This window comes from Vibrio sp. S/42/10, assembly GCF_029890535.1.
Lineage (GTDB): Bacteria > Pseudomonadota > Gammaproteobacteria > Enterobacterales > Vibrionaceae > Vibrio > Vibrio cyclitrophicus.
The window spans coordinates 90,843-110,880 of the sequence record NZ_JAKMZC010000004.1; the positions used below are offsets into that span (position 1 = coordinate 90,843).

Here is a 20,038-nt window from a genome sequence, read left to right on the forward strand (position 1 = left end):
TTTTTTTATATTTTAGTGCATGACGCGCAGCGTTTCGTATTTTAGTACTAGCAAGCGCTAGTGTACCGAGCTTTCAGGGTCAAGCTGAAACGAAGGTAAGCGCCACTTGAATCGTACGGCCGCCATACGCAGCAAGTAACCAACCACAAGCGTAACAATCGTTGCGGTTACGTCGTTAATGCCAAGCTCAAGCAAACCTAGGTATAAACCTGAAGCGACAAGTGCGACAGATGCATATAGCTCTTCATGCAGAACCAATGGTGTTTGACGGCAGATAAGGTCACGCAACAAACCACCAAACACGCCAGTTACCAAGGCAGACACCATACAGATCATTGGGTGCAGACCCATGGTCATCGCGACCTTCGTGCCAATGATGCTGAACACGATAAGACCTAGAGCATCTAAACGAATGAACAAGCCTTTTAACTTGATTACCCATTTAGCCAGTCCTGTTGTGATAACACCTGCGATACAGGTGATCGCCAGATATTGTGGGTTTTCAACCCAACCTAAAGGGTAATGGCCGAGTAAGATATCTCGTACTGTACCGCCGCCAATTGCCGTTGCACTTGCAACCAACATTACACCAAACCAATCCATTTTTTGTTTGCCAGCACTGAGAGCGCCGGTCATGGCTTCTGCCGTGATGCCAATGATATACAAAACACTTAGTAGCATTGCTGTAGCTCTATAATTTAGGTCTATAAATTGGAGTTTTATAAGGCCTTGAGGATATAAAAATGAAGCGCGAGTGTAGTAGTAAAAACGCTGATTGACGAATGAATATTTGTACCGTGAATAGGCATTTCGGATTAGCTAAACTAATTATTTACCTCAAAGTGGTGTAATCTTGGATCAGCAATCGATTGTCACGATAAAGTCTAATGGTTAGCACAAAATCATTACTCGTTATAGGGCTTTACCGAGTGCTTAAAAAAACGCAAAATGCCCCTGTTCTTTTTACTTAAATATGAATTTATGACGCACCAATACTCAGACATTATCGACATTTTTAATCAGACTTTCTTTGAAAGCTTTAACACCAAATTGGAGCTCGGCGCTGATGAGCCGATCTATTTACCTGCCGACGACGACACTCCACATCATCGAATTGTTTTCGCTCGCGGCTTCTATGCCTCTGCGTTACATGAAATAGCACATTGGTGTGTCGCTGGTCCTGAGCGTCGTTTATTGGAAGACTTTGGCTATTGGTATGAACCTGATGGCCGAACTGAGTCAGTTCAAGCTGAGTTTGAAAAAGTCGAAATACGCCCACAAGCGTATGAATGGATCATTGCGACGAGCGCAGGCTTTCCTTTTAATGTCAGCTGTGACAATCTACACGGCGATTTTGAGCCAGATCGCTTGGCCTTTATGAATAAAGTACACAGTGAAGTCATGGGTATCTTAGAAGTTGGCCTCCCTCCTAGAGTAAAAATGCTTTCTGAAGCATTACGCAGCTTCTACGATGTTGAACCGTTATGTGCTAGTCAATTTATTGTGAAATAAGAGAATATTATGATTATCGAATTTGAAGAAAAACTACTTGAAGTAATTGATGCTCGCATTGAAAACGCATCAGACGATGAATTGTTTGCTGGTGGTTACTTACGTGGTCATATTTCTCTTTCAGTGGCTTCATGTGAAGAAGAAGGTATTGAAGACGTGGCTGAAGTAAAAGTACGCATTGAAAAGAGTTTAGAAGATGCACGCTCTGAACTAACACCAGCAGACCGCACTATCGTCAATGACCTTTGGGTTGAGCTACAGAATCAAGCTTGATCGCTAGCTATTTATCATTATCCGCTCAGTCCCTCCCTTTTCATTTTGCTGAGTCGTGAATAGTTTGAGACTCATTCGAAATTTTTGAATGAGTCCGTTCATTTCTTGTGATGGTTCCATTTCCTGGCTACGTTATTCTAATCCCACTTAACGGAATTACAGAAAGGTCACATCATGAAAGTTATCGCATTTGGTGCAAGCACAAGCTCTACCTCCATCAACAAAGCATTAGCAACTTACGCAGCTAACTTGATTGAAGGTGCTGAAGTAAAAGTTCTAAACATCAACGATTACAACGTTCCTATGTTCAGTGAAGATACTGAGAAAGAAATTGGCCAAGCTGAAGGTGCGCAGGCATTCTTGCGTGATTTAGCAGAAGCTGACGTATTTGTTATCTCGTTTGCAGAACACAATGGTCACTATCCTGCAGCGTACAAAAATCTCTTTGATTGGGCGACACGCATTGAACGTTCAGTATTTGGTGACAAGCCAGCGGTTTACTTAGCGACTTCTCCTGGTCCTGGTGGTGCGCAAACTGTGCTTGGTGCGGCAACAGGTTCAGCACCATTTTTTGGCGGTAACGTTAAAGCGTCGCTTTCAGTACCGAGTTTCTACGATAACTTTGATTTTGAGTCTGGCTCTATCAGCAACGAAGAGATCGCACAACAGATTAAAGAGGCAGTTGCTAAGCTGTAAATACTGCTTCGTTTAGAACATCAGTTCAGAGCAATATGAACAACAAAAAGCCCGAGTGACATAATGTTGCTCGGGCTTCATTAGCTTTTACTTTTATATATTTCTAATATTCGGAAATATCAGATGTTCAGAATTGTTGAACTAGACGCTACGGGTTTGTTTTAGAGTGCTTGTCTGCAACCCATCCCGCCGTTAACGCTTTGCCTTTACGCAACCTACGAACCCACATTCTGCTTGGGTGAATAGCCTCAAGCACATCAACAGGCAAAGGCAGCGGATTGCCACACATTTGTGATGCTAACACTTCAGCTAATAATGGCGCAGAGCTTAAGCCGCGTGAGCCTAGTCCAATAAAGCAATAAAGGTTAGGGAAGCTCGTTACCGTTTGAACATCCTCAACCGAATCTCGTTGAGGGTTGAAGTTGTGCAGGCCTTGGTATTGCTCTTTGATCGATTCGAAATTGCCCACATTGCCGACAAATGGTAGGTGATCTCGGCTTACGCTTCGGATACCTTGGCGCGCTAAGTTGTCACTGGTGTCGACATCTTTTGTCCACTCTTGGTCTGGCAGCGATCCGTTCAGGCGCTCACCATTATGTTTCTGAACCTCAATATCAAACTCTTGGTCGATATTGGTTTTGTCGTAGTTCGCGCCAATACAGTGGTGACCGTTATTTGGATTTTGCGGCGTTAGGTAACCATCAAAGCACAACACGGTTTTTAGCTTGGTTAAGTTTTCCGTGGTCGGAATATGGCTTACTTGGCCTTTAACCGGAGTAAGAGGTACGGGTTGAGTCTGCTCAAACTGGGTGAACTTGTGGCCGTTCGCAACGACTACTTGGTCATGTTTAGTTTGAATCGTACCTTGTGGTGTATTAATGGTGAGTTGCCATTGTTGTTCAACTTCGAGCCACTCAAGTTGAGTTACTTGATGTTGATAGTGCGCACTCACTTGGTTGGTTTCTTCTAACTTGCTAATCAAACCTCGAGTAAGCTGAAGAGGGCTTAGCCACCCACCCAATGGAAAGTAAACACTCTCTTTATCAACCGGTAAGCCAATCTTTTCATTCGCTTGTTCTGGCGACAAACGCTGAATTAGGTCGGTGTGGAAGTTGCCTTCCAACATGCGATTGAGCTTTTTGGTTGAACCTTCATCCCACATCAGAATATTTACGCCACACCAGCTGTGGTCAAATTGAATAGACTGAGCTGCTTGATTAATAAATTGACGAGCAAACAGTAACCCAGGGCCAAAAATGCGAGACACGTTCGAGGTCGCTTCGCTCAATAATGGATAAATCGCACCTTGGTTATTGCCTGAGGCATTGCCCGCTGCTTGTGGGTGTTCACAGTAAAGGGTGATGTTTTTATCACGGCGGCTTAGCGTTTTGGCTAATGCAGCACTGGCAACGCCACCGCCAATAATGGCGATATCTTGTGAATCACTGTGTTGAGCTAGGCCATACCAAGGTTTGATGTTGGTATGAGCGTGCTTCTTGTCAAGGCGGCCAGCAATCATTTCACGCTTAGTACCAAAGCCTTTGACTTTTTTCATCGCAAAGCCAGCTTCAATTAAACCGCGGCGAACAAAACCAGCGGCGGTAAACGTTGCACAGCTGCAATCTTGTTTTGCCAGTTTAGCCATGCCGTTGAATAGGTTTTGATTCCACATTTCTGGGTTCTTACTTGGCGCAAAGCCATCTAAGAACCAAGCGTCAACCAAACCTTCACGTGGGGTTGGTACGTTAGGCATACAATCTTTAATATCGCCAAACCACAAATCAAGCGTGATTGTACCGTCGCCTAGCACAATGCGGTGACATTCAGGCAGAGCGATAGGGTAGTGCTCTTGGAGTTGCGTCGCATACTCGGCTAATTCTGGCCACGATTGATGTGCTTTGATGAGATCCTCTTTATTTAAAGGATATTTTTCAAAACTGATGAAATGTAACTCTTTGGTCATCGCTTGTGGGTTATCTTTAATAAAAGTATCGAACCATTGCCAGACCGCGAGAAAGTTCAAACCGGTACCAAATCCGGTTTCCGCAATCACAAAACGGCGTTGTTGATGTTCAAGCCAACGCTCTGGAAGGTGGTTTTGTTTTAAAAAGACGTAGCGAGTTTCTTCTAAACCGTTAACATTAGAGAAGTAAACGTCGTCAAATTGGTCTGAAACTGGCGTGCCAGACTCATTCCATTCCAGTTCTGCATTAGTAATTGAAGTCATAAAATCTATCATTTTGTGATTTGAAGCGATATGTTGGTAGGGATTGTACGAATTTCTAGGAAAGCTGACCACTTTTGTTAGGCTTCTTAGTTATCATCTAGCTGAATTTAGAATTATAGGAATGTCACATGAAACGAGTCGTAATCACCGGTATGGGTATTGTTTCAAGTATCGGTAACAACGTCGAAGAAGTTTTAGCATCACTGAAAGAGGGTAAATCAGGTATTACCGCTTCAGAGCAGTTCAAGGAAAATGGCTTGCGCTCTCAAGTTTGGGGTAACCTGAAAATGAACCCTGCTGACCATATCGACCGCAAAAAAATGCGCTTTATGGGTGATGCAGCGGCATTCGCATATCTTTCAATGGAGCAAGCAATTGCTGACTCTGGTTTAACTGAAGATCAAGTATCTAATGACCGCACAGGTATCGTTGCGGGTTCAGGTGGTGCTTCATCTCTAAACCAAGTTAACGCTGTAGACATCATCCGTGAAAAAGGCGTTAAGCGCGTTGGTCCATACATGGTTCCACGTACAATGGCTTCGACGGTTTCGGCTTGTCTTGCTACACCATTCAAAATCCGTGGCGTGAACTACTCTATGAGCTCTGCATGTGCGACATCTGCACACTGTATTGGTCACGCAATGGAGCTTATCCAACTGGGTAAACAAGACGTTGTATTCGCTGGTGGCGGTGAAGAACTGGATTGGTCTCTGACTATGATGTTCGACGCAATGGGCGCTCTTTCTACTAAATATAACGACACGCCAGAATTGGCTTCTCGTACCTACGATGCAGACCGTGACGGTTTCGTTATCTCTGGTGGCGGCGGCATGCTAGTAATCGAAGAGCTTGAGCACGCAGTTGCTCGTGGCGCAAAAATCTACGGCGAGATCGTGGGTTACGGCGCAACTTCAGATGGCTACGACATGGTTGCTCCTTCTGGTGAAGGCGCGGTTCGTTGTATGAAGATGGCAATGCAAAACGTTGATGGTGTTGACTACGTGAACACTCACGGTACTTCAACTCCTGTTGGTGACGTTAAAGAACTTGGCGCAATCCAAGAAGTATTTGGCGGCAACAGCCCAGCAATCTCAGCAACTAAAGCGATGACAGGTCACGCTCTAGGTGCAGCTGGTGTACACGAAGCAATTTACTCAACACTAATGCTTGATAACGGCTTTATCGCTCCAAGCATTAACGTTGCAAACCTAGACGAAGCAGGCGCAGGCCTAGACATCGTAACGGAAGCTCGTGAGCAAGAGCTAACAACGGTTATGTCTAACAGCTTTGGTTTCGGTGGTACGAACGCAACGCTAGTAATCAAAAAATACCAAGGCTAACTGAAGCCAAGGTTAAATTAATAAAAGGTTAATCGTTAATGGGTGACGTGAGTGCAGATTCAACACGCACAGGCCACTCAGTAATCATGACCATCAGAACATAGCTTTTATAAATAGGGTTTTAAGCGTGTTTTTTAACCTTAGCTTTGTAAGCTTCGCTTTAGAAAATGGCTTTTTAAATCAAGATTTAGAAGTTGAAAGGTTTCCAGAGCTTGACCAGTAGTGACTTTGGTTAGTACTGGTTGAACAGACGCAAGACTCTGTCTCCTGGAGAGCGAGATAGGATCCTTTTGTTCTGGATGTTTGCCCGATTGTTTATTCAATCGGGCATTTTTCGTTTTAGTCTTCTGACTTTTACTTTTTGATTTTAGGTATTGGTTCTTATTTCTGTTCTTGTTTGTGCAGACTAGGCGATTCAGCCCTTTATTTATAATGTATTCCAATTGCGACTCGACACCGAGTGTGGAATTTTGCACAATCATTTCAATTCACATTTAAGGTCGACAGACCCCAACGAAAGTACCTTCCCAATGAAAGTCTTAATCGATGAAAATATGCCTTATGCTGAAGCGCTTTTTAGCCAGCTAGGTGAAGTGACAATGAAGTCCGGTCGAACGCTAACCGCTGACGATCTTGTTGACGTAGATGCTCTGATGATTCGCTCGGTGACTAAGGTCAATGAAGCGCTGATCAGCAAAGCGAACAAGCTTAAGTTTGTTGGAACTGCAACAGCTGGTATGGATCACGTCGACCAAGAATTGATGAAAGAGCGTGGTATTTTCTTTACTGCAGCGCCTGGCTGTAACAAGGTGGGTGTTGCTGAGTATGCCTTCAGCGCGATGATGGTGCTTGCGCAGCAACAAGGCTTCTCTGTATTCGACAAAACGGTCGGTATTATCGGTTGTGGTCAGGTAGGTAGCTACTTAGCGAAGTGCTTAGAAGGTATTGGCATTAAAGTCTTGCTGAACGACCCTCTAAAACAGCAAGAGGGTGATACTCGTGAGTTCACCGACCTTGAAACGTTGTTAGAACAATCTGATGTAATTACTTTGCATACACCTATCACCAAGACGGGCGAATTTCCAACGCACCACATGATTAACGAAAAAGTGCTGAATAACTTCCGCGCTGATCAGATCCTAATTAATGCTGCGCGTGGCCCGATTGTCGACAACCAAGCGCTAAAAGCTCGTCTGCAAAAAGCTGACGGTTTTACTGCGGTTCTGGATGTATTTGAGTTTGAACCTGAAGTCGATTTCGAGCTGCTTCCACTACTTGCTTTTGCAACACCTCACGTAGCGGGCTACGGTTTAGAGGGCAAAGCGCGCGGTACTACGATGATCTTCAACAGTTATTGTGAATTTTTAGGTACTGAACAACGTGCTTATGCAAGCGATCTTCTGCCGATAGCCCCAGTGCCTCAAATGAAATTAGATAGAGCTTGGGATGAAGCAACACTGCACAATTTGACTCAGTTGATCTATGATGTGCGCAAAGACGACGCCTTATTCCGTCGCAATATCTCTACGCCGGGTTCTTTTGATAAGATGCGTAAAGAATATTGGGACCGTAGAGAGTACAGTGCAGTCGAGTTAACGGGCGACGAATCTTGTAATTTAACGCCGTTATCTAAACTCGGTTTTATGGTAAAGCCAACTTTATAAAAGAGAGAAACAATGAGCCAAGAATTTAATATTGCTATTTTAGGTGCGACTGGTGCGGTTGGTGAAACCATTCTTGAAGTACTTAAAGAGCGTAAATTCCCTGTCGGTGAACTGCACTTACTAGCAAGTGAACGTAGTGAAGGCAAAACTTCCCGTTTTAACGGCAAAACAATACAAGTACAAAACGTAGAAGACTTCGATTGGTCTCAAGTACATATTGCGTTTTTCTCTGCTGGTAGCGAGCTTTCTGAGCGTTGGGCTCCAATTGCTGCGGATGAAGGTGTGGTTGTTATCGATAACACATCACGCTTTCGTTACGAATACGATGTTCCTCTGGTTGTGCCAGAAGTGAACCCTGAAGCGATTGCTGAGTTCCGTAACCGTAACATCATTGCGAACCCTAACTGTTCTACTATCCAAATGGTTGTAGCACTAAAACCAATTCACGATGAAGTCGGTCTTGAGCGTATTAACGTTTCAACTTACCAATCTGTGTCTGGTGCAGGTAAGCCGGGTATCGATGAGCTAGCAGGTCAAACGGCTAAGCTTCTTAACGGCATGCCAGCTGAAAATTCAGCGTTCTCACAGCAGATCGCGTTCAACTGTATTCCTCAAATCGATGAGTTTACTGAGAACGGCTACACGCGTGAAGAGATGAAGATGGTTTGGGAAACTCAAAAGATCTTTGCTGATTCTTCAATCACAGTGAACCCAACGTGTGTTCGCGTACCTGTATTCTACGGTCACGCTGAATCTCTACACATTGAAACTCGCGCGCCAATCGGTGCAGAACAAGTGGTTCAGCTTCTAGAGAACACAGAAGGTGTTGAAGTATTCCAAGCGCTCGACTTCCCAACTCAGGTTCGTGATGCTGGTGGTAAAGACCACGTTATGGTTGGTCGTATTCGTAACGACATCAGCCACCACAGCGGCGTGAACATGTGGGTGGTTGCTGATAACGTTCGTAAAGGTGCGGCGACAAACGCAGTACAAATCGCTGAAGTTCTGATTCGCGATTACTTCTAAGCTTCATTGCTTTGATAAACAAGCCTCACTATTTAGTGAGGCTTTTTTAATCGATTGAAAATATTGTTAGTCAAATTGTGTGAAATTGCTGCGAATATTGTTGCTGCAACACATTTTTTGTTTTCATCTCTATAGTTTTACGTCATTTATCCGATATATTTAATAGATCATCACTTTTCCGAATTTAAGCACCTAGCTGAGCCTTTTATGTTTCAAATTTTCAAGCCGTGGTTAATGCCTTTTGCCTTTATCATTGCGACTCAGATTTCCGTTGTTCGTGCAGATTCCATTCGAGTTGTAGGGCCTAATGGTCAGATACAATCAGCGCCTACGTTTTCAGAACCTCTTCAAAGAGCGCAGTCGAATAGCGCTGAGCCTTCTCGTTTCTATGGTCCAACTCGTGGCTCAGAAACTTTGTGGTCTATTGCCTCAAAGCTACGCCCTGATAACTCTGTTTCAGTTCAACAAACCTTGTTGGCTATTTATCGCTTAAACCCGCAAGCGTTTGAAAATCAGAATATCCATAGCTTGTTGCCTGCCAGTAATTTACGTGTTCCTTCTTTAGAGCAAACACGTGCTAGCTCGACGCAGCAAGCTATCAACATCATGAACTCGCACCTTGCTAAGCTTGACGCTCCTGTGACTAAGCCTGCAGCTTCGAAGCCAAAGGCGCCGATTCCTGAAAGCGCAAACAATGTTGCCCCAGCCAAACAAGTCAGCGCTGCAGAAACCGTTAAAAAGCCATTGTCTCCAACCCAGTCCTCTCTAGCCAACTCAGCTCCAACCCAGGAGATGAACAAGCTAGAGAAACAGTTAGAGCTTTCAGAAACAGAGTTGTTGTCACTTGAAGAGAAAAACCACCAACTTCGTTTGATGTTGTCGAATGTCCAATCGGAAGTCGATGAACTAAAAACAGAACTCAGTGATGAAGACCGCATTCGCAGCGAAGTCGAAAAGCTACTTGATGAAGAGCGTAGAAAGAACGCTGAAATCGAAAAAATGGCACCGAGTGCGATGGACGAACTGTTATCTAATGGTTGGTTAGTTGCGGCCCTTGCGATTATTCCGGGTCTTTTACTTGGTTTGATTATTGTGATGTTGTTAGGTCGTCGTTCTAAAAATGATGAACAGCAACAAACCTCTCAAGATCAACCTATTCAGCCAGAGCCAAGCAGCGCAGCGCCTATCGCTCTTAGCGATGAAATGGATGACTTTGACAACGATCTATCTCTAGATGATGAGTTGTTTGGTACTGAAGATGACGCCAATAAGTTGTTTGATGACCAAGCACTTGCAGAAGAAGACGATGTATTTGCGGGTTTAGAAGAGTCTGATCTCGACTTCAACCTTGACGGTGAAGATGATGACCCATTTGCCAGCATCGGTGATAACGGTGACTTAGATACCAACTTCGACGAGCTGGACTTAGACAGCAGTAACGGCATCAGTGTCAACGCTGAAGAAAAAGCACTTGGCCTTGAAGAGATGGAACGTGCGCTTGATAAAACGGCAGAAAGCGCACTTGATTCGGATGATGGTGATTTTGACCTTTCGGATGACAATACAATGTCTGCTGATGACATTGAGGCGTTACTATCTCAAGAATCCGCAACAGAAGATTTAGGCTCAAATGAGCTAGACCAATCTCTACTTGATGATCTGTTTGCGCTTGATGATGAAGATGATGACAGTTTCGATATCGATGCGTTGATTTCAGAAGAGCAAAATGATTCGGCTTCTAGCACAAACATGCCAGCAACTGATGACTTCGACATTGATGCGCTTATTTCAGAGCAACAGAGCGATGCTAAACCAGCCGATGTGAGCAACGATGAATTTGATATCGATGCTTTGATTTCTGAACAGCAGACCTCACAACCTGCGGTTCCTAGTGTAGAAGATGATATTGATGACATCTTTGCTCAAGTCGCAGCGCAGAACAATGGAGCTAATGATCCTTTTGACCTAGATAGCGATGATGAGATTGCTTCTGATCTTAACAGCGGTTTAGCGTCTGATGATGATATTGAAAATATTCTGGCTCAGTTTGATCAACCATTAGAAAGTGAAGAAGAACCAGACAGTGTTGACCTACTGGATGAACAATTATCAAGAAATGATGTTGATCTAAGTAACTCAACTGACCTGCTTGACGAAATGCTAGAAGATGAATCAGATGAGGATTCTGGCGAACCTTTGGGCTTTGATGCTTTATCTGAACTGGAGGAGCTTTCTGGTCTATCAACCGATGATGAACTAAACATCGCAGAAGACAGTATAGAAACCTTGGATGAATTGATCAGTGATTCTGATGGTGATGACTTTGAGCTTGATGCTGAGAGTACAGATTTACTTGATGATTTTCTTGATAGCGAATTATTAGCTGACGATCTTTCAACCGATGGAACAGATAAGCCGGTCACTGAATCTTTAGACCCGTTTGATGACTTACTAACCAGTGGTATTGAAGACGAGCTTGAATCAGAAGAATTGACGTTTGATAAAGAGTTGGACACCGCGTTTGATTTAGACAAAACCAGTGATGACCTTCTTACCGATTCAGACGTTGAGCCTGAACAGATAACCGATCAACCAACTGAACTTGAGTCCTCAGAAGCTGAGTTAGCACAAACAACCGATACAAGTGAAACACTGCAGCCTGAACAACCTTCAACCAACGATGAATCATTAGATTCGGAAATTGCTGAAAACGATGTTGATGTTCCGGCTGAAAGTGAAAAAGCGTTTAACAGTGATGACTTTATCGATGATTTGTTTGGCGTAGCGCCTGCAACGGATGCATTGCTAGATGATGCACTAGAAACAACTGACGAAGCGTTGGTTGATGAGTTGATGACGTCTGATGACAGTGCTTTACAGGAAGCGGTTGAAGAGCCAATTGAAGATCTCATTGATAATATTTCAGAGCCAGAACAAACGTCTCTTCCGGATGCTACTGAAACCTTACCAGAAGAGAGCGTGTCGTCTGTTGAAGATGACGAACTGGATATAGATTCACTGCTATCTGAAAACTCTGATCTCGAAGCACCAGTTTATGATGAGCTAGAGCAGGAAGAACCTAGTCAACACAGAACTGAACAAGGCGAGTCAGCCGCACAAGACAGTAGTGAAGACACCGCGCCTAGTCTTGAAAACCACGTTGCTCCGCCTTCTTTGAATGATATTTCTGAAGACGATGAAGAGACGGTTGAAGATTGGCTAGCAGAAGCGATCGACGATGTCGAATCTCCAGAGAACATTGACTCTGATTTTGACTTTGAACCGAAAATTGAAGGTAGCGATGAGCTAGAGAATGTTGTTGAATCCATGCCAGAGCCAGAGCCAGAGCCAGAGCCAGAGCCAGAGCCAGAGCCAGAGCCAGAGCCAGAGCCAGAGCCAGAGCCAGTTCGTGCTGCGAATATGCCAGAGATCATTCCCAATGAATTTGGTGTACCAGAGGATGACGATTGGCTGATTGGAGAGGATACAATTAACGAAGGTGCATTGACGGAATCTGACGCGGAAGTAACATCGGAATCAGAAGCTCCTGTTGCTGACTCTCAACTCGACGCTGCACCTGAAAGCGGTGCTGTGCCTCAAACGGAAACCACACCACAAGTTGAATCTGTACCTCAAACTGAAACTACTTCCTCAGACAGCGAAGATGAGTTCTCTTTTGATGATTTCGAATTGCCTGAGTTCGGTGAAGAAGATGCATTGGCGGAAGCTGATGCTGAAGTCACACCAGAATTAGAAGCTCCTGTTGTTGACTCTCAACTCGATACTGAATTGCAACTAGACGCTGTACCGCAAATTGAATCTGCACCTCAAATAGAAGCTACACCATCAGACAGCGAAGAAGAGTTCTCTTTTGATGATTTTGAGCTTCCTGAGTTTGGCGAAGAAGATGCATTAGCGGAGGCTAACACTGAAATAACACCAGAACCAACAGCACCTGTTACTGATTCACAACCAACCGCAGAACCTCAAACCGAAGCTGCACCACAAACTGAAATGGCGAGATCAGATAGCGAAAAAGAGTTTTCGTTTGATGATTTTGAACTTCCAGAGTTTGGTGAAGAAGATGCGTTGGCGGAAGCAGTTAGTGAACCGGACGAAGCACAGTTAGAGCAAGACTTATCTGATGGTACAGAGACGTTCGAGTTCGATGACCTTGACCTTCCTGAGTACGATGAAGAGAGTGCCAAAGCGGATTCTGTTCTTGATGACATTGAACAAAGTAGTGACGAGCCAGTCGCTGAAGAACAAGGCGTAGAATTAGATGAATTTGATTTGCCGGAATACGGTGAAGATGAAGCTATATCAGATGCCTTTGCTGAAAAACCAACGCCGTTAACTTCTTTTAGCCCGCAAGGTGAAGAGCAAGACGCATTGCATGACTTGTTCTCTAACCCACAAAGCTTTAGTCAAGCTGATGATTTCTCTGATACAGAAGAACCTGAAGTTGAAGACTTTACTCAACCGATGACTTCTGCGGGTGAAGCACCAAGACAAGACTTAAACACAGCGTTGACTCAAGACGAGCCACTTGAAGGCTTTGATGATTTTGATGAAACAGCATTAGCTGAATTGCTTTCTGAAGATGTTCAAGACTCTGTCGACAACATGTTCAACAAACCACTGGATGCGACCTCAATTGATAGTGCAGGACTTGATATTGATGCCATGCTTGAAGTTGGCGGTGAAGATTGGAAAGGCTTTAACCTAGCGCCAGAGCAACAATCGAGCATGCATAATGATGTGCCTGATGATCAACAAGAGATTTGGGCGTCGGCTGAACAGCAAGCTGAACCGAAGATCAAAGAAGAGAATTGGGCTCAACAAGACAACCTAACCGAATCAGGCAACAGTCGTGATAAGCAGTACATGACGATTGATGAACTAATGGCTCAAGTAGAGCAAGAAGGTGAAGAAGTCATTAATCCAGACGATGAAGAGTTAAAATTGGACGTTGGCCTAAATGAATTCCCTGATGTCATTGGTGATATTGGTAATTTTGATGTGGACAGCAACGCTGAAGCTGCTGGTAAGCTTGATTTGGCTAAAATCTATATCGAGATGAGTGATCCTCATGGAGCTATTAAGCTCTTGGAAGAGGCGATAGTAGACGGCAGCGATGATATTCGCCGAGAGGCAAAGAACCTCATCGATACGTTAAACGGCCGATAAATTAAATCAAACATAAAGGGTAGCGTTGGCTACCCTTTACTTTAGGGCGCTGGTGATTGTTTATTGCAGTTTTAACTCCATCTCATTTGGGCTAACACTCATTTCCGTATATACTTCTCGGCCCATTTTCAAAGAGAACAAGAACATGAAAATTGCTTTAGGTATTGAATATAACGGTACCCACTACTTTGGTTGGCAGCGCCAACGAGACGTGAAAAGTGTCCAAGAAGAATTGGAAAAGGCTCTTTCAGTTGTCGCGAATCACCCGGTAGAAGTTATGTGCGCAGGTCGAACCGATGCTGGTGTTCACGGTACGGGGCAAGTCGTTCACTTTGAAACAAATGTCGATCGCAAAATGGTAGCGTGGACAATGGGCGCGAATGCCAATATGCCAAAAGATATTGCGGTTCGTTGGGCTACAGAAGTGAATGAAGATTTTCATGCTCGTTTCTCAGCAACAGCTCGTCGCTATCGTTACATTATCTTTAACCACGCATTACGCCCTGGCATTTTAAATTCAGGAGTGAGTCATTATCATGGTCACCTTGATGAGAAAAAAATGCACGAAGCGGGTCAGTACTTGCTTGGTGAAAATGACTTTACGTCGTTTAGAGCAACACATTGCCAATCTCGCAGTCCATGGCGAAACATGATTCACTTAAACGTGACTCGTCATGGACACTACATCGTGATCGATATTAAAGCGAATGCGTTTGTCCATCATATGGTGAGGAATATCACTGGTAGCTTAATTGCGGTAGGTAAAGGTGAGCAGAAACCAGAGTGGATCCAATGGCTTTTAGAAGCAAAAGATCGAAAAGTTGCAGGTGCGACCGCAAAAGCGGAAGGCTTGTATCTGGTAGATGTTGATTATCCTGAACATTTTGATCTACCAAGAGAGCCAATTGGCCCTCTATTTTTACCGGATAATTTGAACTAAATGTGAGACTTAGGTTCAAAAAATATTACGGTTTCGTGCGTAAAATAGTCACAGAAAATAGGTACAACCAGTTTTTTATCTACAGTCGCTGTTTTATGTGCTTTAATTCCCACGCATAATTCCCAAATTTATTTCTTTCGCAATCAAGCGGAAGAATCGAAACAAAAAGGTCTTCCATGAGTTGGCTTGAAAAGATTTTAGAAAAAAGCAACATCGTAACATCTCGTAAAGCGTCTATCCCTGAAGGGGTTTGGACTAAATGTACTTCTTGTGAGCAGGTTCTTTACCATGCTGAACTAGAGCGTAACCTAGAAGTATGTCCAAAATGTGACCATCACATGCGCATGAAGGCACGTCGCCGTCTGGATACATTCCTAGACAAAGGTGAGCGTGTTGAACTGGGCACTGATCTTGAGCCACAAGATAAACTTAAGTTTAAAGACTCTAAGCGCTACAAAGAACGTATCTCTGCTGCACAGAAAAACAGCGGTGAGACAGATGCATTAGTGGCAATGAAAGGCGAACTACTTGGTTTACCTATCGTAGCATGTGCGTTTGAATTCTCATTTATGGGTGGTTCAATGGGCTCTGTGGTAGGTGCACGTTTTGTGAAAGCTGTTGATGCAGCTATCGAAAACAATTGCGGCTTAGTGTGTTTCTCTGCAAGTGGTGGTGCTCGTATGCAAGAGGCGCTTATGTCTCTAATGCAAATGGCGAAAACCAGTGCTGCTCTTGAGCGTTTATCTGCGAAAGGCTTACCGTTTGTTTCAGTAATGACTGATCCAACAATGGGGGGGGTTTCTGCAAGTTTGGCCATGCTTGGTGATATCAATATTGGTGAGCCAAAAGCGCTTATCGGTTTTGCTGGACGTCGTGTAATTGAGCAAACGGTACGTGAAGACCTTCCTGAAGGTTTCCAACGCAGTGAGTTCTTACTAGACCACGGTGCTATCGACATGATCGTTGACCGTCGTGAAATGCGTCAGCGTGTTGCAAGCCTTGTTGCTAAAATGACCAACCAGCCTTCACCATTGGTAGTTTCTGTGAACGATTCACCGAATGAAGCTACTTATGAAGTACCAGAAGCGCCAGAAAAAGGGTAAAGTACCATCTAACAAACCTACTTAATCATGGTTATGAGTTAGATGAGTCAACAACCTATTCCTCAAGCCACATCCTCTTTGGAGATGTGGCTTGATTATTTATCAAACATCCACACAAGTGCTATTGATCTTGGTTTAGACCGAGTTCAAGCCGTCGCCTCTAAGGCAAAGCTCACCAAACCTGCTCAACACGTTATTACCGTTGCTGGAACCAATGGCAAAGGCTCAACGTGTGCTCTGATGGAAGCGATTCTGTTGGACGCTGGTTACTCAGTTGGTGTCTACAGTTCTCCTCACTTAATTCGCTATAACGAGCGTGTTCGTATTAACGGCCAAGATCTATCCAACGAAAAGATGGTTCAGTCTTTCGATTTCATTGAGAAAGAGCGTGGCGAAATCAGCCTTAGCTTTTTCGAATATGGTACGTTGGCGGCGTTACGCGCTTTTCAAACAGAAACGGTTGATGTTGTGTTATTGGAGGTGGGTCTAGGCGGGCGTCTAGATGCGACCAATATCGTTGAACATGATGTTTCTGTGATTACCAGTTTGGCTGTCGACCATGTTGATTGGTTGGGTGACGACATCAATGTGATTGGCTTTGAAAAAGCGGGTATCTATCGTAGTGGTAAACCTGCTATTTGTGGTCAACCCAAGCCACCTGCGACGGTTGCTGCGCACGCTGATGACATTAAGGCTGAGTTCTATCAAGTGGGTATTCAATATGCTTATGATGTAGATGGTGATGTGTGGAATTGGCGCAGTGGTGCATTTCAATTGGAATCACTGCCTATTCCAAGCCTACCATTACCTAATGCAGCAACAGCATTAATGGCACTAGGTACTTCAGATCTGACTATTAGCGATGTTAACGTGGTGAACGGTTTGAAGAATGCTCAGCTCCCGGGACGCATGCAGCAAATTAGTGAACACCCCGTGATTGTGCTTGATGTCGCGCATAATCCGCATTCGGCCGAATATTTTGCACAGCAAGTTGAGAAGACGTACGCAGGAAAAAACTTACACGTTGTTGTCGCTATGCTTCATGACAAAGATATCCCCGCGACATTGGAAGTATTAGCGCCGATGACAACACATTGGTACCCAGCTTCACTGCAAGGCCCACGAGCTGCAACGGCGGCGGAATTGTGTCAAAGCTTGCCTGAAGGTATAAAGCAGCATACAACTCCTGTTGCGGCGTTTGAAGCGGCTTTAGCTTCGGCTCAAGGTGATGATGTTGTGTTGGTGGTCGGTTCTTTCCATACCGTTGGTGAAGTGTTGGAGCACTGGCAGAAAAAAGGAAACTAAATGGCAAGTAAATTCCAAAGCCGATTAGTCGGCACCATCATTTTAGTGGCCATTGGCGTGATTGTATTGCCCGATGTGCTTGATGGTAAGAAGCTCCACTACAAAGAAGAGTTTGCAAGCATTCCGATTAAACCTGAGCTTGATAGTAATGTTGAGGTTTTTGAAGTGCTCGACCCTGTTGAAGATCAGATTGCATTACCGGATTCTCCGGTTGAGCAAGTGGTTGAAAGTGGCGGTGCTGATAAATCCGATACGCAAATGGCGTCGACTTCAAACAATAAAGAAGCAGACAAAGTGGCAGTCGTGGTGAAACCTGTACCAGAAAAAAATGAATACCAAGACAGTGCTTGGCTTATTCAATTAATGGCTTTGAAGAATGCTGACAACGCAAAAAATGTTGTTAAGGATTTACAAAAGCGTGGTTACCAGGCTCACACCAAACAAGAAAAAACTTTTACGCGAGTAATTATTGGCCCGGATGTCTCTAAATCCAAACTTGAGCGACAAATTAAGGAATTAGAAAAAATTACGGGTTCAAAAGGCCAATTGCTCAAATTTAAACCGTTAAATCCATAAGAAAACGTTTGCGTCAGCATTTTTTCTGTTAAAATGCGCGCCAACTTAAGATGAAGAATTCATGAATTGGTTAGATTTTGTCATTTTAGGCGTGATCGGCTTCTCTGCCGTGATCAGTTTAGTTCGCGGTTTCGCTAAAGAAGCGTTGTCACTTGTTATTTGGTTTGGAGCATTTTTTATTGCTAGCCAGTACTACGCTAAATTAGCCATGTACTTCACCAATATCGAAGATGAGATGTTTCGAAACGGAACTGCGATAGCAGCATTGTTTGTTGCGACGTTAGTTGTTGGTGCCTTAGTTAACTATGTCATCGGTCAACTAGTTCAGAAAACAGGCCTGTCGGGTACAGACAGAATCCTCGGTGTCGTCTTTGGTGGCTTACGTGGTGTTTTGATTGTTTCTGCAGTGTTGTTTTTCATGGATGCGTTTACTGCATTCCCAAGTTCTGAGTGGTGGAAGAATTCGCAATTGGTTCCGGAGTTTAGTCGAATCATTGCGCCGTTCTTCGAGCATTTACAAGCAACATCTAGTTTCTTATCTGGCGCGCTTTAGCGCCAGTTAATGTCGAAAATCGAGGATTAGGACATGTGTGGTATTGTTGGAATCGTGGGTTCAACACCTGTAAACCAGTCTATTTATGACGCTTTAACGGTATTGCAGCATCGTGGCCAAGATGCCGCTGGTATTTGTACCATAGAAAGCAATCGTTTCCGTCTGCGTAAGGCGAACGGTTTAGTAAAAGATGTTTTTGAAGCAAAACACATGCAGCGCTTACAAGGTGAAGTGGGTATTGGTCACGTTCGCTATCCTACAGCGGGCAGTTCAAGTGCTTCTGAAGCTCAGCCTTTCTACGTAAACTCTCCTTTTGGCATCACGTTGGCGCACAACGGTAACCTAACGAACGCAAATGAAGTTCGTGCGAAATTATTCGAGAAAGACCGTCGTCATGTGAATACAACCTCTGATTCTGAAGTTCTACTGAATGTATTAGCTCATGAGATCGATACCGTTAAAGGTAACGTGACTTCAGAAGACGTTTTCCGCGCAGTAGCGAACGTGCACCGCACTATTCGTGGTGCTTACGCCGTAACGGCAATGATTATCGGCCACGGCATGATCGCATTCCGTGACCCACATGGCATCCGTCCGCTGTGTCTTGGTAAGCGTGAAGTTAATGGTAAAACAGAGTATATGGTTGCGTCTGAGTCAGTAGCGTTAGACGCTGTTGGTTTTGACTTTATGCGTGACGTTGCTCCTGGTGAAGCTATCTACGCAACATTCGACGGTGATCTTTTCACTAAGCAATGTGCAGATAACCCACAGTTAAATCCATGTATCTTTGAGTTTGTTTACTTTGCTCGTCCTGACTCGTTCATCGATAAAATCTCAGTTTACAGCGCGCGCGTTGAGATGGGTGAGATGCTAGGTAAACGTATTAAGGAAGAGTACGCAGACTTGGACATTGACGTGGTTATTCCAATTCCAGAAACATCGAATGATATCGCGTTGCGAATCGCTCAAGCGATTAACAAGCCATACCGTCAAGGTTTCGTGAAAAACCGCTACGTTGGCCGCACGTTCATCATGCCTGGTCAGCAACAGCGTAAGAAGTCAGTTCGTCGTAAGCTCAACGCTATTCGTTCTGAGTTCAAAGATAAGAACGTTCTACTGGTTGATGATTCTATTGTTCGTGGTACGACATCAGAGCAGATCATTGAGATGGCTCGTGATTCAGGCGCAAACAAAGTTTACATGGTTTCAGCCGCTCCAGAAGTACGCTTCCCTAACGTTTACGGCATCGATATGCCAAGCGCGACAGAGCTGATTGCTCATGGTCGTGATAATGAAACGATTTGTAAGCAGATTGGCGCAGACGCTTTGATTTTCCAAACACTACCAGACCTTATTTCTGCAGTCGGCATGGGTAATCAAGATATCTCTCGTTTCGATACTTCAGTATTCAACGGTGAGTATGTTACGGGCGATATTGACCAAGCGTACCTAGACTTCCTAGATTCTTTGCGTAATGACGACTCAAAGGTTCAACGTGAAATCCAGCAAGACTTAGCGAACTTAGAGCTGCATAACGAAGGCGCTTAGTTTCTCGTTAGCAACAGATCACTTTTGTTAGTGGTAAAGCACTTTCGTAAGCAGTAAAGCGATTCCATTATTAATAAAGTGTGTT

The 20,038-nt window shown here is 44.2% G+C and carries 16 protein-coding genes; 13 read left to right on the forward strand and 3 right to left on the reverse strand.

Going from position 1 to position 20,038, the window contains the following annotated elements; translation table 11 throughout:
* Positions 1 to 57: 57 nt before the first annotated feature.
* Entirely contained in the window at positions 58 to 681 is a 624-nt protein-coding gene (locus L8S15_RS06235; RefSeq protein WP_004734183.1) for a trimeric intracellular cation channel family protein, read from the reverse strand.
* 300 nt (positions 682 to 981) lie between these two features.
* Here L8S15_RS06235 and L8S15_RS06240 point away from each other — a divergent pair, with 300 nt between their 5' ends.
* The 3 genes from L8S15_RS06240 to L8S15_RS06250 all read left to right on the forward strand — a co-directional run bounded on the left by L8S15_RS06240 (position 982) and on the right by L8S15_RS06250 (position 2,481).
* Positions 982 to 1,512, forward strand: a complete 531-nt coding sequence (locus L8S15_RS06240) for an elongation factor P hydroxylase (RefSeq protein WP_010436873.1) — start codon at positions 982 to 984, stop codon at positions 1,510 to 1,512.
* Between the two features lie 9 nt (positions 1,513 to 1,521).
* Complete coding sequence (locus tag L8S15_RS06245; RefSeq protein ID WP_010436875.1) at positions 1,522 to 1,785, forward strand: YfcL family protein; 264 nt, start codon at positions 1,522 to 1,524, stop codon at positions 1,783 to 1,785.
* A gap of 174 nt (positions 1,786 to 1,959) precedes the next feature.
* On the forward strand, positions 1,960 to 2,481 hold the full coding sequence (locus L8S15_RS06250) for an NADPH-dependent FMN reductase (protein WP_010436877.1): 522 nt from the start codon (positions 1,960 to 1,962) through the stop codon (positions 2,479 to 2,481).
* A 148-nt stretch (positions 2,482 to 2,629) separates the two neighbouring features.
* On the opposite strand, the gene mnmC is transcribed toward L8S15_RS06250, so the two are convergent.
* Positions 2,630 to 4,708 carry a bifunctional tRNA (5-methylaminomethyl-2-thiouridine)(34)-methyltransferase MnmD/FAD-dependent 5-carboxymethylaminomethyl-2-thiouridine(34) oxidoreductase MnmC gene (mnmC, locus tag L8S15_RS06255; RefSeq protein WP_016798159.1) on the reverse strand — a complete coding sequence of 693 codons (2,079 nt, stop codon included), beginning with the start codon at positions 4,706 to 4,708 and terminating at the stop codon, positions 2,630 to 2,632.
* A gap of 128 nt (positions 4,709 to 4,836) precedes the next feature.
* On the opposite strand from mnmC, the gene fabB reads away from it, so the two are divergent.
* On the forward strand, positions 4,837 to 6,048 hold the full coding sequence (gene fabB, locus L8S15_RS06260) for a beta-ketoacyl-ACP synthase I (RefSeq protein WP_010436883.1): 1,212 nt from the start codon (positions 4,837 to 4,839) through the stop codon (positions 6,046 to 6,048).
* A gap of 140 nt (positions 6,049 to 6,188) precedes the next feature.
* Here the strand turns inward: fabB and L8S15_RS06265 are convergent, their stop codons facing one another.
* Positions 6,189 to 6,530: a hypothetical protein gene (locus L8S15_RS06265; RefSeq protein WP_010436885.1), complete on the reverse strand. Its 342-nt coding sequence runs from the start codon at positions 6,528 to 6,530 to the stop codon at positions 6,189 to 6,191.
* 48 nt (positions 6,531 to 6,578) lie between these two features.
* Here L8S15_RS06265 and L8S15_RS06270 point away from each other — a divergent pair, with 48 nt between their 5' ends.
* The 9 genes from L8S15_RS06270 (at position 6,579) to purF (ending at position 19,953) form a co-directional block, all read left to right on the forward strand.
* Positions 6,579 to 7,712 carry a 4-phosphoerythronate dehydrogenase gene (locus L8S15_RS06270; RefSeq protein ID WP_280572104.1) on the forward strand — a complete coding sequence of 378 codons (1,134 nt, stop codon included), beginning with the start codon at positions 6,579 to 6,581 and terminating at the stop codon, positions 7,710 to 7,712.
* A 12-nt stretch (positions 7,713 to 7,724) separates the two neighbouring features.
* On the forward strand, positions 7,725 to 8,738 hold the full coding sequence (locus L8S15_RS06275) for an aspartate-semialdehyde dehydrogenase (protein ID WP_010436890.1): 1,014 nt from the start codon (positions 7,725 to 7,727) through the stop codon (positions 8,736 to 8,738).
* Positions 8,739 to 8,945: 207 nt separating this feature from the next.
* Entirely contained in the window at positions 8,946 to 13,928 is a 4,983-nt protein-coding gene (locus tag L8S15_RS06280) for a FimV/HubP family polar landmark protein (RefSeq protein WP_280572107.1), read from the forward strand.
* Positions 13,929 to 14,073: 145 nt separating this feature from the next.
* Entirely contained in the window at positions 14,074 to 14,868 is a 795-nt protein-coding gene (truA, locus tag L8S15_RS06285) for a tRNA pseudouridine(38-40) synthase TruA (protein ID WP_016783795.1), read from the forward strand.
* Positions 14,869 to 15,044: 176 nt separating this feature from the next.
* Entirely contained in the window at positions 15,045 to 15,971 is a 927-nt protein-coding gene (accD, locus tag L8S15_RS06290; protein ID WP_010436898.1) for an acetyl-CoA carboxylase, carboxyltransferase subunit beta, read from the forward strand.
* A 42-nt stretch (positions 15,972 to 16,013) separates the two neighbouring features.
* Positions 16,014 to 17,276 (forward strand): bifunctional tetrahydrofolate synthase/dihydrofolate synthase, encoded by a 1,263-nt coding sequence (folC, locus tag L8S15_RS06295; protein ID WP_016767511.1) that lies wholly within the window; start codon positions 16,014 to 16,016, stop codon positions 17,274 to 17,276.
* Complete coding sequence (locus tag L8S15_RS06300) at positions 17,277 to 17,852, forward strand: SPOR domain-containing protein (protein WP_010436902.1); 576 nt, start codon at positions 17,277 to 17,279, stop codon at positions 17,850 to 17,852.
* A gap of 61 nt (positions 17,853 to 17,913) precedes the next feature.
* The gene (locus L8S15_RS06305) at positions 17,914 to 18,405 is read left to right on the forward strand and encodes a CvpA family protein (RefSeq protein WP_009848678.1); all 492 of its coding nucleotides are present in this window, start codon (positions 17,914 to 17,916) and stop codon (positions 18,403 to 18,405) included.
* 33 nt (positions 18,406 to 18,438) lie between these two features.
* Positions 18,439 to 19,953: an amidophosphoribosyltransferase gene (gene purF / locus L8S15_RS06310; RefSeq protein WP_010436912.1), complete on the forward strand. Its 1,515-nt coding sequence runs from the start codon at positions 18,439 to 18,441 to the stop codon at positions 19,951 to 19,953.
* The last annotated feature ends 85 nt before the right edge of the window (positions 19,954 to 20,038 follow it).